The organism is Shewanella colwelliana ATCC 39565, assembly GCF_000518705.1.
Taxonomy (GTDB): Bacteria; Pseudomonadota; Gammaproteobacteria; order Enterobacterales; family Shewanellaceae; genus Shewanella; species Shewanella colwelliana.
This window is the reverse complement of record NZ_JAEC01000007.1, coordinates 57195-77232: the sequence shown is the minus strand read 5'-3', so window position 1 is coordinate 77232 and position 20038 is coordinate 57195. Positions and strand designations below refer to the sequence as shown.

The 20038-nt window shown below is 44.0% G+C and carries 16 protein-coding genes; 8 read left to right on the top strand and 8 right to left on the bottom strand.

Annotated elements, in window-relative coordinates; genetic code table 11:
• Positions 1 to 2 precede the first annotated feature (2 nt).
• From ileS to murJ, 3 genes are all read right to left on the bottom strand, one after another.
• On the bottom strand, positions 3 to 2825 hold the full coding sequence (gene ileS, locus L876_RS0104955; RefSeq protein ID WP_028762785.1) for an isoleucine--tRNA ligase: 2823 nt from the start codon (positions 2823 to 2825) through the stop codon (positions 3 to 5).
• A 30-nt stretch (positions 2826 to 2855) separates the two neighbouring features.
• Complete coding sequence (ribF, locus tag L876_RS0104950) at positions 2856 to 3791, bottom strand: bifunctional riboflavin kinase/FAD synthetase (protein ID WP_028762784.1); 936 nt, start codon at positions 3789 to 3791, stop codon at positions 2856 to 2858.
• 64 nt (positions 3792 to 3855) lie between these two features.
• Entirely contained in the window at positions 3856 to 5415 is a 1560-nt protein-coding gene (murJ, locus tag L876_RS0104945) for a murein biosynthesis integral membrane protein MurJ (RefSeq protein WP_028762783.1), read from the bottom strand.
• A 247-nt stretch (positions 5416 to 5662) separates the two neighbouring features.
• Between murJ and rpsT the strand changes: the two genes are divergently transcribed.
• Positions 5663 to 5929, top strand: a complete 267-nt coding sequence (gene rpsT, locus L876_RS0104940) for a 30S ribosomal protein S20 (protein WP_028762782.1) — start codon at positions 5663 to 5665, stop codon at positions 5927 to 5929.
• Positions 5930 to 6117: 188 nt separating this feature from the next.
• Here the strand turns inward: rpsT and L876_RS0104935 are convergent, their stop codons facing one another.
• Entirely contained in the window at positions 6118 to 6414 is a 297-nt protein-coding gene (locus L876_RS0104935; RefSeq protein ID WP_011864899.1) for an ArsR/SmtB family transcription factor, read from the bottom strand.
• 135 nt (positions 6415 to 6549) lie between these two features.
• Between L876_RS0104935 and L876_RS0104930 the strand changes: the two genes are divergently transcribed.
• A complete protein-coding gene (locus tag L876_RS0104930; protein ID WP_028762781.1) occupies positions 6550 to 7959 on the top strand; it encodes a M28 family metallopeptidase in 1410 nt (469 codons plus the stop codon).
• Positions 7960 to 8042: 83 nt separating this feature from the next.
• Here L876_RS0104930 and yaaA read toward each other — a convergent pair whose 3' ends face one another.
• Both yaaA and L876_RS21115 read right to left on the bottom strand, forming a co-directional pair.
• The gene (gene yaaA, locus L876_RS0104925; RefSeq protein WP_028762780.1) at positions 8043 to 8816 is read right to left on the bottom strand and encodes a peroxide stress protein YaaA; all 774 of its coding nucleotides are present in this window, start codon (positions 8814 to 8816) and stop codon (positions 8043 to 8045) included.
• A 189-nt stretch (positions 8817 to 9005) separates the two neighbouring features.
• Positions 9006 to 10484, bottom strand: coding sequence for an alanine/glycine:cation symporter family protein (locus L876_RS21115; RefSeq protein ID WP_037428027.1), 1479 nt, complete (start codon positions 10482 to 10484; stop codon positions 9006 to 9008).
• A gap of 425 nt (positions 10485 to 10909) precedes the next feature.
• Between L876_RS21115 and L876_RS0104915 the strand changes: the two genes are divergently transcribed.
• From L876_RS0104915 to L876_RS0104895, 5 genes are all read left to right on the top strand, one after another.
• Entirely contained in the window at positions 10910 to 13276 is a 2367-nt protein-coding gene (locus tag L876_RS0104915; protein ID WP_028762779.1) for a phosphoketolase family protein, read from the top strand.
• Between the two features lie 225 nt (positions 13277 to 13501).
• On the top strand, positions 13502 to 14605 hold the full coding sequence (locus L876_RS0104910) for an OmpA family protein (RefSeq protein WP_028762778.1): 1104 nt from the start codon (positions 13502 to 13504) through the stop codon (positions 14603 to 14605).
• Positions 14606 to 14883: 278 nt separating this feature from the next.
• The gene (gene tal / locus L876_RS0104905) at positions 14884 to 15840 is read left to right on the top strand and encodes a transaldolase (protein WP_028762777.1); all 957 of its coding nucleotides are present in this window, start codon (positions 14884 to 14886) and stop codon (positions 15838 to 15840) included.
• A 14-nt stretch (positions 15841 to 15854) separates the two neighbouring features.
• Positions 15855 to 17492 carry a glucose-6-phosphate isomerase gene (pgi, locus tag L876_RS0104900; RefSeq protein ID WP_028762776.1) on the top strand — a complete coding sequence of 546 codons (1638 nt, stop codon included), beginning with the start codon at positions 15855 to 15857 and terminating at the stop codon, positions 17490 to 17492.
• 228 nt (positions 17493 to 17720) lie between these two features.
• A complete protein-coding gene (locus L876_RS0104895; protein WP_028762775.1) occupies positions 17721 to 17912 on the top strand; it encodes a DUF3545 family protein in 192 nt (63 codons plus the stop codon).
• 42 nt (positions 17913 to 17954) lie between these two features.
• On the opposite strand, the gene L876_RS0104890 is transcribed toward L876_RS0104895, so the two are convergent.
• Positions 17955 to 18509 (bottom strand): hemerythrin domain-containing protein, encoded by a 555-nt coding sequence (locus L876_RS0104890; protein ID WP_028762774.1) that lies wholly within the window; start codon positions 18507 to 18509, stop codon positions 17955 to 17957.
• Positions 18510 to 18815: 306 nt separating this feature from the next.
• Here L876_RS0104890 and nfo point away from each other — a divergent pair, with 306 nt between their 5' ends.
• Positions 18816 to 19670 (top strand): deoxyribonuclease IV, encoded by an 855-nt coding sequence (gene nfo / locus L876_RS0104885; RefSeq protein WP_028762773.1) that lies wholly within the window; start codon positions 18816 to 18818, stop codon positions 19668 to 19670.
• Here nfo and L876_RS0104880 read toward each other — a convergent pair.
• Entirely contained in the window at positions 19667 to 19966 is a 300-nt protein-coding gene (locus tag L876_RS0104880) for a hypothetical protein (RefSeq protein WP_028762772.1), read from the bottom strand. The two genes, nfo and L876_RS0104880, sit on opposite strands and share 4 nt — an antisense overlap.
• Positions 19967 to 20038: the final 72 nt, after the last annotated feature.

Genomic DNA, 20038 nt, shown 5'->3' with positions numbered 1-20038 from the left:
CCTTAAGCAAACTGACGAGCTTCGCCGTCACCTTCGATGTTAGTCACACAGCGAGTACAAAGAGTTGGGTGTTCAACGACTTGACCAACATCTTCTCTATGATGCCAACACCGTTCACACTTTTCTGCCGCCGATTTGTTAAGACCAAGTTTGAGCGATGACAACTCAGTATCAATAGCATCCGCAGGTGCTTGGGCTAGATCCACCAGTGTCGTTTTAGAGGTTAATAGTACAAAACGCAGTTCGTCGCCCAGAATAGCTAATGCAGATGAAAGCGCTTCATCTGCATACAAAGTGATCTCAACTTCTAATGATCCGCCTACGGTCTTTTCACGGCGGGCATTTTCGATCACTTTATTAACTTCAGCGCGCACACTGAGTAATTGTTCCCAATAGGTGTCGCTCAAATCAGACTCAAGTGTCACTGATTTAAGGCCTTCATACCAAGTCTCGGTAAATACATACTCAGCTCGTTCACCTGGAAGCAGCTTCCAAATTTCATCGGCAGTAAAGCTTAGGATTGGTGCTATCCAACGCACCATAGCTTCAGAGATCAAATATAAGGCTGACTGACAACTACGACGCGCATTGCTATCGCCTTTAGCTGTGTATTGTCTGTCTTTAATGATATCTAAGTAGAAACTACCTAGTTCAACTGAACAGAACTGCATCAGTTTTTGTGTCACCAAATGGAAGTTATATTGCTCATAGGCTTCGAGTAGCTCTTGTTGCAATGCAGCAGCACGGCGAACAACCCAACGGTCTAGCGCAACCATATCATCGATGGCAACCATATCTTTCACTGGATCAAACCCATTGATATTGGCTAACAGAAAGCGCGCAGTGTTACGAATACGACGATAAGCATCAGCACTACGGTTAAGGATTTCGTCTGAAACTGTCATTTCACCGCTATAATCGGTGGCAGCAACCCATAAGCGAAGGATATCAGCACCTAATTTATTGGTCACATGCTGTGGTGCAATCACATTACCGACAGACTTAGACATCTTACGGCCTTGACCATCAACGGTAAAACCATGGGTCAATACTTGTTTGTAAGGTGCTTTGCCATTCATCGCAGTGGAAATCATCAAGGATGACATAAACCAACCACGATGCTGATCGCTACCTTCTAGGTATAGGTCAATAGGATGACCATTAAACTCAGGGCGTGACGCAACAACAGATGAGAAAGTTGAACCTGAATCGTACCAAACATCTAATGTGTCGGTGACTTTACGGTATTGCTCAGCTTCATCGCCAAGCAGTTCTGATGCATCGAGATCCCACCAAGCTTGAATACCTTCTTGCTCAATGCGGTTAGCGACACGTTCCATTAATGACACACTATCTGGGTGAAGCTCTTCAGTTTCACGATGTACAAATAAGGTAATTGGAACACCCCAAGTACGTTGACGAGAAATACACCAATCTGGGCGGTTCTCAACCATCTTCTCGATGCGGCTTTGCCCCCAATCAGGGATCCACTGCGTCTTTTCAATCTCGCCTAGCGCTTGATTTCTTAGACCTTTTTGGTCCATCGAAATAAACCACTGCGGCGTAGCACGGAAGATAATTGGCGTTTTATGGCGCCAGCAATGCGGGTAACTGTGCTTAATCTGCACGTGATTAAGTAGCGCGCCCTTTTCACCTAGCAGCTCAACAACGTTTTTATTTGCTTTGAATACGTGTAAACCGGCAAAGATTTCGGTATCGGCTTTATAAACACCGTTATCACCAACTGGGTTAGCGACTTCTAGACCATACTTTTGTCCAACCACGAAATCATCTTGACCATGACCCGGAGCGGTATGCACCACACCAGTACCAGAATCAACAGTGACGTGCTCACCCAAAATAACTGGCACGTCAAAGTCGTAAAACGGATGACTAAAGCGCAATAACTCAAGCTCACTGCCTAACACAGTGCCTAGAACAGTATGCGACTCAGCACCGAATCGCTCGATACATGACTCGTAAAGATCGGTTGCTAAAACCAATGCTTGAGTTTCGCCATCTTTAACCATCTCAACCAAGGTATACTCGATATTACCCGCGACGGCTAATGCTCGGTTAGCAGGCAACGTCCATGGCGTAGTTGTCCAAATAACCATTGAAACAGTATATGCATACTCATTCAGACCAAACTTAGCGAGTAAGGCTGGCTTATCAACCGCAGAGAATGCGACATCGATTGCAGGAGACATCTTGTCTTCATACTCAACTTCAGCTTCAGCCAACGCCGAACCACAATCGGTACACCAATGCACAGGCTTAACACCTTTATGCAAGTGACCACTGTCGATAACTTTTGATAATGAGCGAACAATATTCGCTTCAGTACTGAAGTCCATTGTTAAATATGGGTTTTGCCAATCACCCAACACACCTAAACGGATAAAGTCGTCACGCTGGCCATCAACTTGCTTAGCGGCATACTCACGACATTTTTGGCGGAACTCAGCTGCAGTGACTTTGTGACCAGGCTTGCCGACTTTCTGCTCAACTTTCAATTCGATTGGCAGACCATGGCAATCCCAACCAGGGATATATGGCGCATCAAAGCCCGACATTGTCTTAGACTTAACGATAATATCTTTAAGGATTTTGTTGACTGAATGCCCAATATGAATATCACCATTCGCATAAGGAGGGCCGTCGTGCAAAATAAAAGGTTTGGCACCGCTGCGACTTTCACGAATCTTCTGGTACAGACCATTTTTGGTCCAAGATTTCAACATCTCTGGCTCACGATTAGCCAAGTTACCACGCATCGGAAACGCTGTTTCCGGCAAATTCAAAGTAGATTTATAGTCGCTCATTGATCCTATACCATTTTGTTAGCTAAACAATTAGCTTGCATCGCTGCCAAGTAAAGCTCTCGCTCTATCAGCATCATTTTTAATTTGATCTTTCAGCGCATCTAACGATCTAAATGGCTGTTCATCTCTAATTTTTGCCACCAATTCAACTTCAACGGTCTTCCCATATAGATCACCTTCAAAGTCAAATAAATGGACTTCTAATTGACAGTTTTGACCATTAACGGTTGGCCTAAATCCAACATTCGCAACACCTTCATAGATGTCGCTACCTTCCCAATAAAGTTTGACCGCAAACACACCTCGGACAGGTGATACTTTGCGCTTCAAAGCAATATTTGCGGTAGGGAAACCAATTGTTCGCCCTATCTTCTCACCGTGTGCAACTCTGCCGCATAAAGTAAAAGGATGCCCGAGCAAACGCCTTGCTTGTTCCAAATTACCTTTGGCTAACTGCGCCCGAATCTCGGTAGAACTTACGCGCTTGTCTGCAAGGGTAAAACTTTGTGTACTGACCACGGCAAACCCATATTGCTCACCAGCAGCCTTAAGCATATTAAAGTCGCCCGCTCGCTGTTTACCAAAGCAGAAGTCATCACCCACCACTAAATATCGAACACCCAACTGTTTGACCAATAATTGCTCAATAAAATATTCAGGCGGCATAGACGCAAACTTCTGGTTAAAGTTCACACACAGCAATCTATCTATGCCTAACTCTTCTAGCAGTACTATTTTATCACGCAGCAGACTCAATCTCGCGGGGGCATTTTCTCCCCGAAACAACTCTTGAGGCTGCGGTTCAAAGGTCATTAACGTTGCCGGAACACCGTGTAGGCGGGCTTTTTTCACCAAAGCGCTGATCACTTCAGCATGACCCCGGTGAACGCCATCGAAATTTCCGATAGTCAGCACACAGCCAAGATGTTTGGGTAAAATATTGTGTATACCGCGGATCAGTTCCATTACATTCAATAACTAGCAAGCATAAGTTCGCGGATTATATACCAGCTAAGCACGATAATCAGCCTCAAAAGCCAGCTTTAATCCTCCAAGGACGAATTCCCAACAATAACATACACAATAGATACGCCACAGCACCCGCCGCGATTAAGCCAAATAAGTAAGTTGCGCGATCAATAAAACTAAAATTGAGCCAAGCATTTAAGTCTGGAAGCAATTGGAATAGTACGAAAATCATAACTACTGATGCACAAAGTGCTTTGCCAAAAAACAGTAGTGTTTGACGGCCAACTTTATAAACACCAGCAATGTGTAGCCCTCGATATAACAAACTAGCATTTAATAGTGCAGACATAGACGTAGCAATTGCTAAGCCGACATAACCAAAAGGAAATACCAAGATTAAATTAAACACCATGTTACTCACCATCGCGATGATGCCATAGCGAACGGGTGTTTTAGTGTCTTGACGAGAGTAATAGCCAGGAGCTAAAACCTTGATCATCATAAAGCTGAGTAAACCACTGCCATAGGCCATCAGACTCATGGACGCCATATTGACATCATCGATGGTAAACGCTCCCCGCATAAACAGTACCATCAGCATAGGTTTTGCAAGTACGATAAGGCCGCACATGGCAGGTAATCCCATTAACAAAATGGCTTTAACGCCCCAATCCATCGTCTGTTTGAAGCCCTTACCTTCATCATTGACATGCTTCTTTGACAAGGCAGGTAAAATCACCGTAGCAATTGCAATCCCAAATAACCCCAGAGGAAATTCCAGCAGACGATCAGAATAGTAAAGCCAACTAATAGACCCCGTAACCAGAAAACTGGCTATAAAGGTATCCAGCAGCAGATTAATCTGAGACACCGACACCCCAAACAATGCAGGAATCATCAGAGTTCTAATTTTTACCACCCCAGGATGCTGCCAGCCCCAAGCGGGTTTGACTAAGGCCTTTTCACGCATTAGAAAAGGGATTTGGAATAAAAACTGAATCAGTCCACCAGCAAAAACGCCCCACGCAAGGCCGATTTCAGGTTTCTCTAGATTGGGGGCTAAATAGATAGCCGCTGCAATAATAGCAATATTAAGGAAAACAGGGGTAAAGGCTGATACCGCGAAACGACCACGCGTATTCAGAATAGAGCCTGCTAATGCCGTAAAGGTAATAAACCATAAATAGGGAAACGTTATTTTAAGCATCAAGGAAGCCAGTTCAAACTTCTCTCCATTCGGCTCATCATTGACCCAAGCTAAAAACCACCCTCCACCAAAAAGTGCGGTGAGCACGGGCGATGCAATCACCCCCACTAGCGTAACTAGGGTAACAATTAAACCAAGTGTACCGGCGACTTTAGCCAACAGAACTCGCACCTCTTCATCACTCTGTTTCTCCTGATATTCAGTCAAAACCGGGACGAACGCTTGAGCAAAAGCCCCTTCGGCAAATAATCTGCGTAAAAAATTAGGGATTTTGTTAGCAAAAAAGAAAACGTCTGCGCTACTACCTGCCCCCATTAAATTGGCAATAACCACATCACGAACTAAACCTAAAACACGAGAAATCAACGTCATAGCACTGACAATCATACCTGACTTAAATAGTTTCCTGCTCAAAAGACCCCCTGAAGCGAGCGAGAACTAGCGACAAAATCAACCGAAAAGTCGATCTACCCCCTGTCACCTGGCAGCATTTACTGCTAGAATTGCGCCCATATTACACGAGTTAGGTTGAAGAACGCCAAGACTGCTCCGATTAATTTATCTTTAAGATAAAGATCTGATCATTGTCATTGACAAAGTGACAGAAAAAAGGCATATTCCTCGACCTTTAAAAATATCTAACCCTTTTAGGAGTTGCACCTTGGCTAATAGCAAGTCTGCAAAGAAGCGCGCGCTTCAATCTGAAAAACGTCGTCAGCATAACGCTAGCCGTCGTTCAATGTTACGTTCATACGTTAAAAAAGTAATCGCTGCTATCCATGCTGGCGATCACAAAGCGGCGACTGAAGCATTTAATGTTGCACAACCAATCGTTGACCGCATGGCGACTAAAGGCCTTATTCACAAGAATAAAGCTGCTCGTCAAAAGTCTCGCTTGAACACCAGAATCAAAGCACTAGCTGCTTAATTCTGTTAGCGACATAAAAAAACCGGCTTAAGCCGGTTTTTTTATGTCCAAAATTCGCCCAAAGCTAACGCCGCTTTAGTTTTCTCTTCAAGCTTAGCAACCTATGGCCGCAATATCCGGCAAACTTCAGGCACAAAAAAACTGATAGAGCCTAAGCCCTACCAGTTTTCACTTAACCACTAGATCAATTAGTGGCAATAGATAGTGTTAAGTAACTTGATGATCTCAGACACCTCTTTACTCTTAAGCGAGTAAAATACTGTCTGAGCTTCTTTACGAGTCTCAACTAAATTATCTTTTCTTAACCACGCTAAGTGCTGTGACAGCGCAGACTGGCTCAACCCTAGTTTTTTATTCATCTCACCGACACACATCTCGCCTTCACTAAGAAGGTAACACAAGATAAACAGTCGGCGTTCATTCGCCAAAGCCTTTAGCAACACAACAGCATTGTCTGCTCGTTGCTGCATTAATTCTATATTCATTACGAGCAATTTCTCCTAAAACAAACCCCGGCACTAATATAGCGTTGACTTAAAGATATAGTCGGGACATAAAGCACACTTTTTGCTAGATTGTTTTAAAAAATGGGACATACGTAATAAAAATAAAGGAAACTCATGAAAAGCTCCCCTCTTATCCTTCTTAGCAGCATCATTTTTGCGGCCATAATTGGTTGCCAGCACACCCCTACCACAGACCGAAATCAAGGTGTTAGTGCACAATTGCAGCAAAAAGCACTCAGTTCACCGTTAGCATACGATATCGTTGAGTCATTAACCGTTGAAGTAGGCCCAAGACTGCCTGGCAGTGCACAAGATTTAATTGCCGTGCAATGGGCCGAGGAAAAACTGTCCAGCCTAGGCTTTGATAAAGTCTACAAAGAACCAGTCCAAGTTCCTGTATGGCTGCGTGGCGAAGCTAAAGCAGCCGTTGTATCACCGTATCCTCAACCCATAGTTATTACAGCCTTAGGTGGGAGTGTTGGGACCCCTGAACAAGGCATTAGTGCGCCAATCATTAGGTTTGCAACGTTAGCAGAGCTCAAGCAAGCAACCCCCGATGATGTAGAAGGGAAGATTGTCTTCATTGATCACATCACACCACGCTTTAAAACCGGTAAAGGTTATGGCATGACTGTCGGTGGACGCTCTAAAGGTGCGGTGGCAGCCGCTGAAAAAGGCGCGATTGCCATTGTGATAAGATCAATTGGTACCGATCATGACAGAATGGCGCATACAGGAATGATGCGCTATCAAGATGGCATACCTAAAATCCCTGCGGCCGCAATGTCAAACCCTGACGCCGACTTGCTGACATTAATGTTAAAGCGCAATCCAGATGTTGTTCTTAACCTGAACATGTCACCACAGAACAAAGGCTATGCCACCTCTTATAATGTGATTGGAGAGGTGACGGGTAGCAGCAAACCAGATGAAATTGTGCTGATTGGAGCCCATCTGGACTCGTGGGATGAGGGCACTGGAGCCATTGACTATGGCGCGGGAGTGGCGATAGTGACCGCAGCAGGCCACCTTATTTCTCAGCTGCCTCAAAAACCAGCGAGAACCATTAGAGTGGTGCTTTATGCAGCAGAAGAGGTGGGGCTCGTTGGTGGAAAAACTTACGCTAAAGCCCATCAAGCAGAGTTGAGCAATCACTACATAGCAGCAGAATCCGATTTCGGTGCAGGGCCTATTTATCAAATAGACTTTAAAGTCGCTGACGATGCCTTTAAGGACATACAAACATTAACTGCAAGCATGGCAGCCAATGGCGTCGCCGCCGGCACTAACACCGCCTCAGGAGGCCCTGATGTATCAATGTTGCCAAGCTATGGTGTGCCTGTAGCATCACTTCGCCAAGATGGTACCGACTACTTTGATTATCATCACACGCCTAATGACACCCTAGATAAAATTGATCCTAAAGCGCTCGCGCAGAATGTAGCGGCTTATGCGCAATTTGCCTATTTGATGGCACAATCCAACATTGAACTAAGGCCGTTACCCGAGCCCGAAACAGACTAATCGATTCAATAAAAAAGCAGCCTATTGGCTGCTTTTTTATTGACCTATAACTGAATAAACTCAGTCACTCATGACCAAATATGCTATTGCTCTTCTCGCAAAAACACGGGTTCATTGGAGCTCGATTCAGTGTCGCTATAGTAATAACCCGCAACATCGAACTTGATCAGCTGTTCTATGCTATTAACTTCATTATCAAGCATGTAGCGAACCATCATACCGCGCGCTTTTTTGGCAAAAAAACTAATCACTTTATACTGACCATTTTTCTTATCCTTGAATACGGGCGTGATAAGCTGACCTTTGAGTAATTTAGGTTTAACCGCTTTAAAATACTCATTAGACGCAAGGTTAACGATAATCTCATCACCTTGTTCAGCCAACGCACTGTTTACTTGCTCTGTAACAATGTCTCCCCAAAACTGATACAGATTACTTCCCCGAGGATTTGCCAAACGCGTCCCCATCTCCAACCGATAAGCTTGCATGAGATCAAGCGGGCGCAATAAACCATAGAGACCTGATAATATTCGCAGCTGATTTTGCGCCCGTGCCAGGCTCTCAGGCGATAAATTATCTGCATCTAATCCTGTATACACATCGCCACGAAACGCAAACAAGGCTTGTTTGGCGTTATTTAAGGTGAAGTCAGGTTGCCACGATGCAAACCGAGCAGCATTCAGCCCTGCAATCTTGTCACTCACCTTCATCAATGATGCGATATCGGCGGGCGTGAGCTCACGGCAAACCCCAATAAGCTCTTGGCTATGTTGCAGCAGATCCGGCACTGTATACGCTTGGGTACTTGCAGGACTATCATAATCTAGCGTTTTAGCTGGAGAGACTAAAATAAGCATCCGTTTTCCTTGATTAAATACAACCTAATTGCGACCTATGATACTAATGGTTCCATAAAAAAACCACGCATAAACAGCGTGGTTTTTTAGATAGTGCTAATTCAATTACTCGATTCTGTTTATCTTGCGAACTTAACTTTTCTATTCAAAAAAATAAACAGCCTCGAGTTAACCCAACCCCACTTTCGCCTAAACTTCTGGCACTGCGCCTGGTTTAGTCGGCTCATTAGTCAACACTGTAGGGGTGTGTTTACCTTTCCAGATACCACCTTCTAAACCATCAATTTCAGGAAACTTAGACGAATCAAATGTAGGTGTCATGCCAGCTTTTACCTGACGTTCGTAATCTTTTATCACAGCAAAGGCTACCTTAGAGAGCATCACAATCGCAGCAATGTTAACTAGTGCCATCATTCCCATAGACACATCAGCAAAGTTCCATACTAACTGCAACGATGCAACAGAGCCTGCCATCACCATCCCAAGAACAAGTCCACGGAATACATAAAGTGCCTTTTTGCTCTTAGTCAAAAACATCACATTGCTTTCAGCATAGCTATAGCTGGCAATAATCGACGAGAAACAGAACAAGATAATAGCAAATGCCACAAAATAGGCAGCCCAACTCCCCATCTCATTGGTCAATGCTAGCTGTAATAGCCCAATTCCTTTTTGATCGCCAGGGTTATCTAGTACGCCTGATAACAAAATAATAGCCGCCGATGCACTACAGATAACCAAGGTATCAACGAATACACCTATCATCTGTACAAAACCTTGCGATGCCGGATGATTAGGGTTTGGTGTCGCCGATGCAGCAATATTGGCAGCACTACCCATGCCCGCTTCGTTAGAGAACAAGCCACGTGCAATGCCCGCCATCATAGCCCCCATGGCACCACCGGCAGCTTCTTCCCAACCAAACGCACTTTTTACTATCAAGGCTAGTGCGCTGGGTACTTGCTCGATATTCATCACCAAAACAACCAGTGCAATGGCTAAGTAAGCAACTGCCATAACTGGCACAATTAATTCAGATGCTTTAGCAACTTTTTTCAACCCACCAGTAATGATGTATGCCGCTGCTGCCACAATGATCAGTCCGACAATGGTTTTATCTAAACCGAACGCATTATTCAGCGCATCTGTCATGGTATTGGCTTGCGCTGCATTGAAAGCAAAGCCAAATGCGATAATGAGTAAGATAGAGAACACTGTCCCCATCCAACGCTTACCTAAACCTCGCTCCATGTAGTATGCAGGGCCTCCACGGTATTGACCTTCGCTGTCTTTAACCTTGTATACTTGCGCTAAAGTCGACTCAATGAAAGCGGTTGCCATACCAAGTAGTGCAATTAACCACATCCAAAAAATAGCACCAGCACCACCCACAGTTATCGCAACAGCAACACCTGCCATGTTTCCCGTACCAACTCGCGCCGCCATAGATGTACAAAAAACCTGAAATGATGATATGCCATCAATTTTTTCGCGGCCTTGAATAACCAGTTTTGCGCCATGTCCAAACATGCGTAACTGAATAAAGCCTAGGCGTATTGTAAATAACACACCGGCTGCAACTAACACATAGATCAGCACACTACCCCATAACATGCCGTTTAATGTGTTAACGGTCGACTCGACCAAGCTTAATAACGATTCCAACATAGTACTCTCTAATCCCCGTGACGACTTCACATCAAGCTTACTGATATGAAACGGTCTGTATTTAAATTCCTTCCTAATTTGATCCAAGAATGTCAGCAGATTTTTCTTTTCGAATTATCCTTCACCTTGCCAAAACAAGATGCCTGCCGCACTCGACACGCCAAAATAGCATAGCATTAAAAATAGTCAGCGTGATACAGATCACAATTACCCATTTACATGACACTAGCATCACGCACAAAAACAAAAATAAGCTACTGTATTAACACTGGTAACAGAGATTTTACGACCAAAAAGTTAACACAAATCTAAATTAACGACTTTCAAAAAGTAAGATGTGGGACACATTTTTGTAATAAAATTACAAATATAGTGCACCACATGAGCTTTGATTAACTTTTTGCTTACTATAAATGGGGTTATTTATGTCACAACAGCAAGAGATCGGCGCATTAAAGAAATTTGTTAGAGCCACTAACTTCTTAGCGACGTCACAAATTTACTTGAAAAAAAACGTGCTTTACAAGCGACCTTTAGAACATAGCGATATTAAGCCTAGACTGCTTGGGCACTGGGGTACCTGCCCCGGTATCAACTTTGTCTACGCTAACGTTAACCGTCTAATTAAAAAGCACAATCGTTCTTTCGTTTACCTAGTCGGCCCAGGCCACGGATTCCCAGCAGTACAAGCTAACCTCTTCATGGAAGGCTCTTTAAGCCACTACTACCCAGACATTATTCCTTATAACGAAGATGGTATTACTGATATCTGTCAGAAGTTTTCTGCGGCATATGGTTATCCTTCACACGCAAACCCTGAAGCTCCTGGTCAAATTCTAGAGGGTGGTGAATTAGGTTATTCACTTTCAGTTGCGTGGGGTGCTGTACTTGATAACCCAGATCTTATCGCTGCATGTCTAATTGGTGATGGTGAGTCAGAAACCGGTCCATTAGCCGCTTCTTGGTATGCTAACCGCTTAGTTTCTCCTAAAAACAATGGTGCTGTACTGCCGATTGTTCATATTAACGGTTATAAAATCTCTGGCCCAACACGTATGGGTAGAATGAGCCACGAAGAGTTAGACCTTGAATTTAGAGGTCTAGGCTACTTCCCAATCATCGTAGATGATGAGCTTGAAGAAGACGTATACGTGCAAATGACAGCGGCTATGGATAAATCATATGAAATGATTAACGATATCCAAACTCGTGCTCGTGCAGGTGAAGACGTTGTTAAGCCACGCTGGCCTGTTATTCTTATGCGTACCGCCAAAGGTTGGACAGGTACAGCTGAATTCGATGGCAAGAAGCTTGAAGGCAACTGTGAATCACACCAAGTTATTGTTAATAAGTGTGCAACTGATAAAGGTCACCTTGCCGCATTAGACACTTGGCTAGCCAGCTACAAGTTCGACGAACTTTATAGCATGAATGATAAGGGTGAGCTGATTTTCGATGAAGATATTCAGTCACTACTCCCACCAAAAGAGCTAACCTGTGGTCGTCAAAAGTTAAGCTACGGCGGAGAAGTCGTTCGTGCCCTAGCACAACCTGATCTAGAAAAGCTCGCTTACGGTGCAGAAACACCTCGTGGTCAACGTGGTCAATCTATGTACAAGATGGGTGAGTGGATGCGCGATGCGATGAAACTCAACCGTGATCAGCGTAACCTACGTATATTCTGCCCTGATGAAACGTATTCAAATCAGCTTCAAGCCGTATTTGAAGAAACAGATCGTGCATGGCAATGGCCTATCGAGAGCTGGGACGAAGATATGTCTCGCGATGGCCGCGTCATTGAATTGCTTTCTGAGAACCTGCTATTCGGTATGCTTCACGGTTACACAGTAACGGGTCGTCATGCAATGTTCCCAACTTACGAAGCATTCTCGCAAGTGGTTTCATCAATGGCTGACCAGTACTGTAAGTATGTCTATGCGAGCCAAGGCGTACATTTCCGTAAGCCAGTACCTGCGTGTAACGTTGTACTATCGTCGCTACTTGAGCGCCAAGATCACAATGGCTACTCACATCAGAACCCATCATTCTTGGGCGCGATGCTAGAGAAACACCCTAAGATCATTTCAGCGTATCTTCCTGCTGATGGTAACAGCACACTGGTTTACACCGAGCGTGCTTATGAAGACCGTGACAAACTCAACATCTTAGTCGCAGGTAAAAAAGAGCTACCACAGTGGTTGACACTTGATGAAGCACGTCAACAAGCTAAAGATGGTGTAATGGTTTGGGACTTTGCCTCAGATGAAAACCCTGATGTTGTACTAGTAGGTTGTGGTGATTACGTAACCCAAGAGTCGATGGCATCACTGGTTCTAATCAGAGAATTACTACCAAAAGTACGTATCCGTTTTGTGAGCGTAACTGAATTAACCAGCAGCGGCTTAGGTAGCTTAGAGTTCCAAAGCAAGCCATGGTTGATGGATGAAGTATTTACTGCCGATAAAGGTGTCGTGTTTAACTATCACGGTTATCCAAATACCATCAAGAAACTGGTATTTGATTATAAAGGCAGCCATAGATTCCGCATCAAAGGCTACGAAGAGGAAGGTTCAACGACTACACCATTTGATATGGGTGTTCGTAATGGTACTTCTCGCTACCACCTCGTTATCGACATGGCTTACAAGCTATTCCAACAAGGTGTTATCGACGAAACCCAACACGTAGGTATCACTACCGATATGTTGCAACGTCTTGTAGACCATAGAAACTACATTAAGGCGAACGGTGTAGACCCAAGCAACATCGAAAACTGGGTATGGACTCGATAAGTCACAAGTAGTACTTCTTAAGGCGCTTTCATCAGAAAGCGCCTTTTTTATTGCAAATAACTAGCAGATGAAAAAAACTCGTTAATAAAATTGGAATTATCACTCTAAGCATAAGATAATATTGCTGCTAGCGATAAAACTAAAGGATCCCTCCTCAAAGTGCTGGCTTGTTTCTACAGATAGTGAAACAGCATGAGGGAAGAGACTAATCAAAGGATTTGGAAAATGATGAATAATACTTTAAAAGCTATTCTGCTTACCTCAATGCTCCCATTTGCAGCGAATGCTGCGCAAGAACTCAGCCCTTGGTATGTCGGTGGTGGTTTAGGTCTAAATAACTATGAGCCTAACTGCGATCAGAAGACCATGAAGGTGTGTGGCGAAGATGAGCCCTATGCCTGGGACGTTTTCGGTGGTTACCTATTCAATGACTATTTTGGTGTTGAACTGGGTTACCGCGACCTTGGACGCGCGGAGTGGGTGGATTATGCCGACAAACTTAATGATGCAGGTGCCAAAGGCATGACTCTAGGTGTTGTCGGTTTTTGGCCCTTTGCTGAGCGCTGGAGTCTTTCAGCTGAAGCTGGAGCCATGAACTATCTACTGTCTAATAACAAGCAGTGGGGCAGCGAATATTACAGCGACAGTGGTATAGCCCCATATGTTGGTGCAGGTATCGGGTATAACTTCACTGAAAACCTAAAGCTTCAAGCGAAATACCGTCGCTATGAAAACTTAGATGAAGATAAGTGGAACACCCTAGAGATGGAAAGCAACTACTATGGTCTAGAGCTTAGCTATCGCTTTGGCAGCTCCGCACCAGCAGCAGTCGTTGCACCACTAGCAGTCATTCCAGTCGATTCTGACAATGATGGTGTCACCGATGATAAAGATCAGTGTGCAGATACCCCTGCAAACCATCAGGTCGATGCCAACGGTTGTACATTGTACAAAGAGGTCACTGAACAACGTGATGTCGGCTCAATTCTATTTGCTAATAACTCTTCAGTTGTTAAGCAGGAGTCATATGAGCGCATCGAGAAACTTGCTGCTTACATGAATGAGCATCCACGTTCAACAGTGCTAATCTCTGGCCATGCATCAAATGTCGGTAACCCTGACTACAACATGGATCTTTCGGAGCGTCGTGCCGATGCGGTCGCCGAGATCCTAGTGAGCAAATATGGTATCAGCCAAGATCGTGTTTCTTCAAAGGGTTACGGTATCACCCAACCTATTATTGAAGGTAGCTCTGCTGAAGCCAACAAAGCAAACCGTCGTATTGAAGCCCATGTCACTGGTGTACGCAAAGAAGCACTAATTAAATAGTTGTCGCACTCTAACAACTTAAACTTAGGCTAAATAAAAAATCGCTGCATTGGCAGCGATTTTTTTTACTGTAATACTTTAAGGGTTATACTCTTAGACCATTAGATACAAACCAACGAGTTAACTAAATGGCGTTTTTAAATTCGACTTTTACTGATATTTAGCAACTTTTCTGTAATTTTTTTTCATTCATGGTTGGAAATATCAGCAAAATCGCGTCTAATACTCGTTAGTAAACTTCATAACTTAAGCTGCTTCTTAAGAAGGATGTAATTTTCATGGCTAATACACTAGAGCAATTCAAATCCATTACCACTATTGTTGCCGACACGGGCGATATCGAAGCCATCAAGCGCTATCAACCACAAGATGCAACAACTAACCCTTCACTTATCCTAAAAGCAGCACAAATTCCCGAGTACAGCCACCTTATCGATAACGCCATTGCTTGGGCAACATCTCAAAGCGATGATATCGCGCAACAGATTGAAGATGCAGGCGACAAGCTCGCCGTCAATATCGGTTTAGAGATCCTCAAAATTGTCCCAGGCCGCATCTCTACTGAAGTAGATGCAAGACTCTCATTCGACAAAGCTGGTTCTATCGAAAAGGCACATAAGTTAATCAAACTTTATGAAGAAGCTGGAATCGATAAATCAAGAATCTTAATTAAGCTAGCCTCTACTTGGGAAGGAATTTGCGCCGCGAAAGAGCTGGAACAAGAAGGCATCAACTGTAACCTCACGCTACTTTTCTGCTTCGCTCAAGCCAGAGCCTGTGCCGAAGCGGGTGTCTACCTTATCTCACCATTTGTGGGTCGCATTCTAGACTGGTACAAAAAAGACACGGGTCTTGATTACAGTGCCAGCAATGATCCGGGTGTTGTCTCAGTGACCAGCATCTACAACTATTACAAGCGTCATGGCTTCAACACTGTTGTAATGGGAGCGAGTTTCCGTAATACAGGTGAGATCATCGAACTTGCCGGTTGTGACCGTCTAACTATTGGCCCTGCACTACTTGAAGAGATGGCGAACTCAGACACCCCAGTGATACAAAAACTTAAACCTGCAACAGAAGTTGTCGCACCCGATGTGCCAATGACAGAAGCTGAGTTCCGTTGGGAGTTCAACCAAGATCCAATGGCAGTTGAAAAGCTCGCTGAGGGCATTAGAAACTTTGCAATCGATCAAGGCAAACTAGAGCTCATGTTGAAAAATCAACTTCAAGGTTAAAGGTCACTAATACCATGACACAGTTAACTAAAAGTACGACGTGGTCAGCACTTGCGGCGCACACAGAGCAACTTGCTCATATGCGTAGCCTATTCAATCAGGACTCACAGCGTTTTAATGACATGTCCTTGTCGGCTTGTGGTTTGTTTCTAGACTACTCTAAAAATAGAGCAGATTCGAAAACGCTAGCATTGCTATTTTCACTTGCAAAAGAGACCCAACTGCAAGCAAAAATTAAAGCAATGTTCAGCGGTGACATCATCAATAACACCGAAAAGCGCGCAGTACTGCACACAGCGCTTAGAGCCGATGCGTCCCAAGAAATCCTTGTTGATGGGAAGAATATTGTTCCTGAAGTTCAACAGACTCAGAACAAAATGGCCAAGTTTGTCGATGCCGTTACGACTGGCCAGTGGAAAGGCTACACAGGCAAAACCATTACCGACATTGTAAGTATTGGTATTGGCGGATCATTCCTTGGGCCTAAGATTGTCACACAAGCTCTTCGTCCCTACTGGAACAAATCACTTAATTGTCACTTTGTGGCTAACGTTGATGCAAGCTCGATCACCGAAAAGCTGCGTTTGGTCAATCCAGAAACCACCCTGTTTGTGATGTCATCTAAATCATTTGGCACACAAGAGACCTTGACTAATACCCTGAGTGCCAAAGAGTGGTTTTTGGCCAACGGCGGTACCCAAGCTGATATCGCAAAGCACTTTGTAGCGGTGACCTCAAATGTCGCTAAAGCAACAGAGTTCGGTATGGATGCTGACAATATCTTCCCAATGTGGGATTGGGTCGGTGGACGTTACTCATTGTGGTCAGCCATTGGATTACCCATTGCTTTGCTCGTTGGCATGGATAACTTCCAGGCATTACTGGCAGGCGCTAAAGAGATGGATGAACATTTCCTTAATGCACCACTGGAACAAAATATGCCAGTGATCATGGGATTGTTCTCATTGTTATACGGCAATTTCCATAATGCCCAGTCCCATGTAGTACTTACCTATGATCACTATTTACGAGGCCTACCCGCTTACTTCCAACAACTCGATATGGAGAGTAATGGAAAATCGGTCACGCTTAGTGGTGAATGTGTGCAATACAACACAGGGCCGGTTATTTGGGGTGGCGAAGGTACCAATGGTCAACATGCCTATCACCAACTGATACATCAAGGTACCGCGTTGATTCCCGCAGACTTTATTATGCCACTGCAGAGTCACAATCCACTTGGCGAACACCATGTGCAATTGGCTTCCAACTGCTTTGGGCAAACCCAAGCGATGATGCAAGGCCGTACTTTTGAAGAAGCAATGGCAGAGCTAAGCACCAGTGGTTTAAGTGCTGACGAACAAGCCCTAATCGCTAAACATAAGGTGATGCAAGGTAACAAGCCGAGTAATACGATTTTGATGGACAAACTGACGCCATCAACGCTCGGAGCCCTAATCGCCCTGTATGAACATCGTACATTTGTTCAAGGCGCACTGTGGGATATCAACTCCTTTGATCAATGGGGTGTTGAACTCGGCAAGACCCTAGGCAACGATGTGTTGATAAGACTGCAAGCGGATAAAGATGCCAGCGAACTGGACAGTTCAAGCAATGGCTTAATTAATATGTTCCGTGCAAATCATATCTAACAGTTAAAAATCTGATATAAAAAAGCCAGTTTCCACTGGCTTTTTTCTTTTCTACAGTTCACAACACTAGTTTCGCTCACCAACTAGACGTATTCTGCACAAAAACACCGCATCAACCTTCATAAAAGATTTACCCCAACTTAACATTTTTGAAACATTTCTCTTGCACCATAAATTGGAAATGTGATATTTAATTGTTGAGAAAAAATACAACAACAGGAGGTTGCCATGAATCGTTTAGATTATGGTAGTGCGCTAGAAGATGCTGTTATTGAAAGACCAAATAGTCGTTCGCGAAGCTCCAATAAAAAGCGCAAATGGCGTGAGATTGAAGCGATAAAAGAGAAGCAACGTTTACTTAAAGAGTTACAAGATATCGATAGTAGCTTTGGCAATGATTTCGATAATCTCCTGATGTAATAATCATAAAAATAGCGCCTAAGGGCGCTATTTTATTATCGGTTAATCCTCCGCCTTTTGCAGGTATTCTCGCAACTCTTCGAATAGCAAATTATCATCATCGTTAAACAAGGGGTCTGTAATAAGGCGTTCTTGACATTGGTCGTTGATTTTCTGCCAATCTTCCAGTGACAGCATTGCTTGCCATTTTGGAAACAGGGTCGTTTCTTCAAAAATCATATGTTTTTTTTGCAGCGCAACATAATCTCGCAGCAGTTCACTTAACTGTGCATTGGCAACAGGCACATCACTTAAGATCAAATTGATCAAACTCATTAGTTGCGTCGACGTATCAATCAATAGATGATGCTCGTCAGTAAGCTGAGTAACAGGAGCGCCTTCGGGGTGACACTGCTTAAAATAATCATCGATCAAATCTTCTAAAGGATGATGGCTGTGCTCGGCATAGCTTTGCATATACTCAACAATATCCCGAATAAGATTAAAATTGACCGGCTCAGCGCTTTCAAGTCTCTGCTGCTTGTTTTGCAGGATTTTCAACAATATCGCGATATGTTTATGGTCATTATGCAGTCTCGCTAACATCTTCACCTTCATATTTTTATGCGCCTCTAGTTACTATAGTCAATTGTAGAAATTTTACTCACACTAATCTGTTACCACACCAAGTGAGCTGACCAAGATCAACAAAATGAACATTAATCTAGCGCGTCACTTCATAATTAGATCCATCACTATAGTCCGAGATATATCCCAACCTTATCAGCACGCTACTCAGGCTTGCTGCAGTTAAACATCCATACTCGCATCATGTTACTATGACAAAACACTAGGGGCTGCTCCCTATAATCTGCGCGCTGATAAAGCGCTTTTAACCATAATGGCCAACTCACAAAATTATCTATGTCAGAAACTCATTGGATCGGCGCACACGTTAGCGCAGCGGGTGGCATCGCCAACGCCCCATTAAACGCTAAAGCAATAGGCGCTAATGCCTTTGCTCTGTTTACTAAAAATCAAAGACGCTGGCAGGCCGCACCACTTTGCCCACAACAAATAGCGTTATTTCAACAACACTGTAACGATGCTGCCATTCCTGCCGAGGCGATACTCCCGCACGACAGTTACCTTATCAACTTAGGGCATCCTGGTGATGAGCAGCTTGATAAATCACGCCAAGCTTTTTACGACGAAATGGGTCGATGTGAACAGATGGGCCTCAAGCTACTCAATTTTCATCCTGGCAGTCATCTTAAGCAGATCAGCGTAGACCAATGCTTAGCAAGGATCAGTGAATCGATCAATTTTGCCCTAGATCGTTCAACTGGCGTCACAGCAGTTATCGAAAATACCGCAGGACAGGGTTCAAATTTAGGCCACAGTTTTGAACAATTGGCGCAGATCATCGACGGTGTAGAAGACAAGGCTCGTGTCGGCATCTGCATCGACACCTGCCATCTGTTTGCTGCAGGCTATGACCTCACCTCACAAGCAGCAGCTAAACAAAGTTTTAATCAGTTCGATAATATAGTTGGGTTTCAGTACTTAAAGGCGATGCATCTCAACGACAGTAAAACACCACTGAATAGCCGCGTCGATAGACATCAATCGCTAGGGGCCGGCTATATAGGCAGTGAGGGGTTTAGTTATATTATGACTCTCCCCGCAACACAAAACATTCCACTTATTTTAGAGACGATAGAACCCGCAATTTGGCCGCAAGAGATAAACTGGTTGCGCAGCCAAGCTAAGCGTTAAATCAAGCATTTATACACAACAGCGACCACTCGTGTCTGGTCGCTGTTTTCAATGTGGTCAACATGCAACCATACAATATGCGTGCCTAATAACTCCTCTCCCTGCTTTTTAGCACTGTTTTGTGCATCGCTTAGCCCTGTCTCTCCACGTCCAATGCCAGTCACCAAAGCAAAGCTATCACAATGCGTCACTTCAAAATCATATGCTTCATTGATTCTGGAATAAAGCATGGCCTCATCCGATGCGCAGGCAGTCAATAGCAAACAAATCAATAGAAAAGTGGCCTGTTTTAACACTTGGTAGTCTCTAAAATGAAAAACGGGTGAAAGATAATAAAATCATAGAATTAAATGAGTGAAGCTGATCAC